At 72.4% G+C, this 4,155-nt stretch carries 4 protein-coding genes; all 4 read right to left on the bottom strand.

Going from position 1 to position 4,155, the window contains the following annotated elements; translation table 11 throughout:
* Positions 1 to 226: 226 nt before the first annotated feature.
* The 4 genes from gatB to gatC are packed head-to-tail and all read right to left on the bottom strand — an operon-like array spanning position 227 to position 3,791.
* Positions 227 to 1,741: an Asp-tRNA(Asn)/Glu-tRNA(Gln) amidotransferase subunit GatB gene (gatB, locus tag SZN_RS35935; RefSeq protein ID WP_007505303.1), complete on the bottom strand. Its 1,515-nt coding sequence runs from the start codon at positions 1,739 to 1,741 to the stop codon at positions 227 to 229.
* Positions 1,742 to 1,756: 15 nt separating this feature from the next.
* Positions 1,757 to 1,999, bottom strand: coding sequence for a hypothetical protein (locus SZN_RS35930; RefSeq protein WP_007505302.1), 243 nt, complete (start codon positions 1,997 to 1,999; stop codon positions 1,757 to 1,759).
* Entirely contained in the window at positions 1,996 to 3,489 is a 1,494-nt protein-coding gene (gene gatA, locus SZN_RS35925; protein ID WP_007505299.1) for an Asp-tRNA(Asn)/Glu-tRNA(Gln) amidotransferase subunit GatA, read from the bottom strand. The genes SZN_RS35930 and gatA overlap by 4 nt, the downstream gene beginning before the upstream one ends.
* Positions 3,490 to 3,494: 5 nt before the next feature.
* Positions 3,495 to 3,791: an Asp-tRNA(Asn)/Glu-tRNA(Gln) amidotransferase subunit GatC gene (gene gatC, locus SZN_RS35920; RefSeq protein ID WP_007505297.1), complete on the bottom strand. Its 297-nt coding sequence runs from the start codon at positions 3,789 to 3,791 to the stop codon at positions 3,495 to 3,497.
* Positions 3,792 to 4,155 lie beyond the last annotated feature (364 nt).

Here is a 4,155-nt window from a genome sequence, read left to right as displayed (position 1 = left end):
CCCCGGGGTCCTCCCCCGGGTCCGCCCCCGGGTCCCCGGCCCGCCTGCCCTCGGCGGCCTCGCGCGGGTCCTCCCCGGTCGCGGATAGCCCGGAATCACCACGTCCGCTCATGGCGGGCGAGCGTAGCGCGCGGCGCCCGCCGGAACGGCCGGCGGTCCGCGGCGGACGTGCCGAGGGGGCCCGCCGCGGTCGGCGGGCCCCCTCGGGGTGTACGGCTGCCGGGTCTCAGCCCTCGCCGACGCCCAGCTTCTCCAGGATCAGCTCCTTGACGCGGGCCGCGTCGGCCTGGCCCCGGGTCGCCTTCATGACGGCCCCGACCAGGGCGCCCGCCGCGGCCACCTTGCCGCCGCGGATCTTGCCGGCGACGCCCGGGTTGCCGGCGATGGCCTCCTCGACGGCGGTGGTCAGGGCTCCCTCGTCGGAGACGACCTTCAGACCGCGCCTGTCGACGACCTCGTCCGGGGTGCCCTCGCCCGCGAGGACGCCCTCGATGACCTGGCGCGCCAGCTTGTCGTTCAGGTCGCCCTTCGCGACCAGCTCGGTCACCCGGGCGACCTCGGCCGGGGTGATGGCCAGTTCGTCCGGCGACGTGCCCGACTCGTTGGCGCTGCGGGCGAGTTCACCCATCCACCACTTGCGGGCGGAGGCGGCGTCGGCACCGGCCTCGATCGTGGCGACGATCGGCTCCAGGGCACCGGCGTTGAGGATCGCCTGCATGTCGAGGGCCGTGATGCCCCACTCCGCGAGCAGCCGGGTACGGCGGGCCAGCGGCAGCTCCGGCAGGCCCGCCCGGATCTCCTCGACCCACGCGCGGGACGGGGCGACCGGGACCAGGTCCGGCTCGGGGAAGTACCGGTAGTCCTCGGCCTCCTCCTTCACGCGGCCCGAGGTCGTCGACCCGGTGTCCTCGTGGAAGTGGCGGGTCTCCTGGACGATCGTGCCGCCGGAGTCCAGCACGGCCGCGTGCCGCTGGATCTCGAAGCGGGCCGCGCGCTCCACGGACCGCAGCGAGTTGACGTTCTTCGTCTCGGAGCGGGTGCCGAACTTCTCGGTGCCGTGCGGGCGCAGCGACAGGTTCACGTCGCAGCGCATCTGGCCCATCTCCATGCGGGCCTCGGACACGCCGAGGGCCCTGATGAGCTCGCGCAGCTCGCGGACGTAGGCCCGCGCGACCTCGGGAGCGCGCTCGCCCGCGCCCTCGATCGGCTTGGTGACGATCTCGATGAGCGGGATGCCGGCGCGGTTGTAGTCCAGCAGCGAGTGCGAGGCGCCGTGGATACGGCCCGTCGCGCCGCCCACGTGCGTGGACTTGCCGGTGTCCTCCTCCATGTGGGCGCGCTCGATCTGCACGCGGAAGGTCTCGCCGTCCTCCAGCTGCACGTCGAGGTAGCCGTCGAAGGCGATCGGCTCGTCGTACTGGGAGGTCTGGAAGTTCTTCGGCATGTCCGGATAGAAGTAGTTCTTCCGGGCGAAGCGGCACCACTCGGCGATCTCGCAGTTCAGCGCGAGACCGATCTTGATCGCGGACTCGACGCCGGTCGCGTTGACGACCGGGAGCGCGCCCGGCAGGCCGAGGCAGGTGGGGCAGGTCTGCGTGTTGGCGTCCTGGCCGAGCTCGGTCGAACAGCCGCAGAACATCTTGGTCCTGGTGCCGAGTTCGACATGGACCTCAAGGCCCATGACGGGGTCGTACGACGCCAGCGCGTCCTCGTACGGCACCAGGTCGGTCGTGGTGGTCACGGTGAAACTTCCCTCTCAGCCCAGCAGGACGTCGTCGTCGCCCAGCCGCTTCAGCTCGCGGTAGAGGATGGCGAGGCCGGTGGCGATCGCGGCGGCGGACACGGCGGCGTCGACGAGGCGCAGCGTGTCGCTCTCCACGCGGGCCTTCTTGGCCTGCTTGGCGACGGTGACCGCACCGAACGCGGTGGTGGCCATGGACAGGTACAGGCCGGACTTGGACTTCTTGAAGCCCTTGGCCTTGGACAGTGCCTTACTCACAGCGACGGAGCCTCCTCGATCAGCGGGTGCCCCCACTTTTCCACGAAGGCCGCCTCGACGGCCGCCCCGACCTTGTACAGACGGTCGTCCTTCATCGCAGGGGCGATGATCTGGAGGCCGACGGGGAGGTTGTCCTCGGGAGCCAGACCGCAGGGCAGCGACATGGCCGCGTTGCCCGCCAGGTTGGTGGGGATGGTGCACAGGTCGGCCAGGTACATCGCCATCGGGTCGTCGGCGCGCTCGCCGATCGCGAAGGCGGTGGTCGGCGTCGTCGGGGAGACCATGACGTCGACCTGCTCGAAGGCCCGCTCGAAGTCGCGGGTGATGAGCGTGCGGACCTTCTGGGCGCTGCCGTAGTAGGCGTCGTAGTAGCCGCTCGACAGGGCGTACGTGCCGAGCATGACGCGGCGCTTGACCTCGGCGCCGAAGCCCGCCTCGCGGGTGAGGGAGGTGACCTCCTCGGCGGAGTGCGTGCCGTCGTCGCCGGTCCGCACGCCGTAGCGCAGGCCGTCGAAGCGGGCGAGGTTGGAGGAGCACTCGGAGGGCGCGATCAGGTAGTACGCCGACAGCGCGAGGTCGAAGGACGGGCAGTCCACCTCGACGACCTCGGCGCCGAGCTCCTTCAGCACCTCGACGGCCTCGTCGAAGCGCTGGATGACGCCGGCCTGGTAGCCCTCGCCGCGGAACTGCTTGACGACGCCGACGCGCATCCCGCGCACGCTGCCGTTGCGGGCGGCCTCGACGACCGGCGGGACCGGGGCGTCGATGGACGTGGAGTCGAGCGGGTCGTGCCCGGCGATGACCTCGTGCAGCAGCGCCGCGTCCAGGACCGTGCGGGCGCAGGGGCCGCCCTGGTCGAGGGAGCTGGAGAAGGCGACCATGCCGTAGCGCGAGACGGCGCCGTACGTCGGCTTGACGCCGACCGTGCCGGTGACGGCGGCCGGCTGGCGGATGGAGCCGCCGGTGTCGGTGCCGATGGCCAGGGGCGCCTGGAAGGAGGCGAGCGCGGCGGAGGAGCCGCCGCCGGAGCCGCCGGGGATCCTGGTGAGGTCCCAGGGGTTGCCGGTCGGGCCGTAGGCGCTGTTCTCGGTGGAGGAGCCCATGGCGAACTCATCCATGTTGGTCTTGCCGAGGATGACCACGTCGGCGGCCTTCAGCCGCTTGGTGAGCGTGGCGTCGTACGGCGGGATCCAGCCTTCGAGGATCTTCGAGCCGACGGTCGTCGGGATGCCCTCGGTGGTGAAGATGTCCTTCAGCGCGAGCGGGACGCCGGCCAGCGGGCCGAGCTTCTCGCCCCGGGCGCGCTTGTCGTCGACGGCACGGGCCTGGGCCAGCGCGCCCTCGCGGTCGACGTGCAGGAAGGCGTGCACCTTCTCGTCGACGGCCTCGATGCGGGCGAGGTGCGCCTCGGTGACCTGGACGGCCGTGAGCGCGCCGGTGGCGATCTTCTCGGCCGTCTCGGCGGCGGTGAGCTTGATGATGTCGGTCATGGCGGTCAGTCCTCCCCCAGGATCTGCGGCACCTTGAAACGACGCTGCTCCTGGGCCGGGGCGCCGGAGAGCGCCTGCTCGGGGGTGAGCGACGGACGGACCTCGTCCGCCCGCATGACGTTCGTCAGCGGGAGCGGGTGCGAGGTCGGCGGTACGTCTTGGTCGGCGACCTCGCTGACGCGGGCGACCGCGCCGATGATGTCGTCCAGCTGGCCTGCGAAGTGGTCGAGCTCTTCGGGCTTCAGCTCCAGACGCGCCAGCCGGGCGAGGTGGGCGACCTCCTCGCGCGTGATGCCAGGCATGCAGCGATCCTCTGGGTGAGTGCGTGTGTTGTGGCCGGGGCCGGCCGCACCGTCGCGGGTGCGGAACGGCGACGACCGGTGCCAATCCTATGGGGCGCGGGCGGGTGGCCGTGAAACGCGTTTCCGCACCGGCGTCCGTGTACCGGGCGCGGGCGCCCCGCCGGTACGCGCGCGTGCGGGCGGACCGTCGGTGTGTGCCCCCGTACGCGCGCGGGCGCGGGGCGGGCACGTGCAGGGACGGTACGCCGGGACAGGTGCCCCCGTACGCGCGCGGGCGCCCAGGACGCCGGCGTCTCCTCCATCAGCGGGCCCCTACGCGCGCGTGCGGGCGGCGGGGTGGCTGCCGGAGGCCGGGCGCGTCATC

Source organism: Streptomyces zinciresistens K42, assembly GCF_000225525.1.
In the GTDB taxonomy this organism is placed as follows: domain Bacteria; phylum Actinomycetota; class Actinomycetes; order Streptomycetales; family Streptomycetaceae; genus Streptomyces; species Streptomyces zinciresistens.
This window is presented reverse-complemented; position numbering and strand designations above follow the sequence as displayed.

Excerpts from the sequence above, each read along its gene's own strand:
- gatA (WP_007505299.1), bottom strand. The coding sequence starts at position 3,489 with ATGACCGACATCATCAAGCTCACCGCCGCCGAGACGGCCGAGAAGATC.
- gatC (WP_007505297.1), bottom strand. The coding sequence starts at position 3,791 with ATGCCTGGCATCACGCGCGAGGAGGTCGCCCACCTCGCCCGGCTGGCG.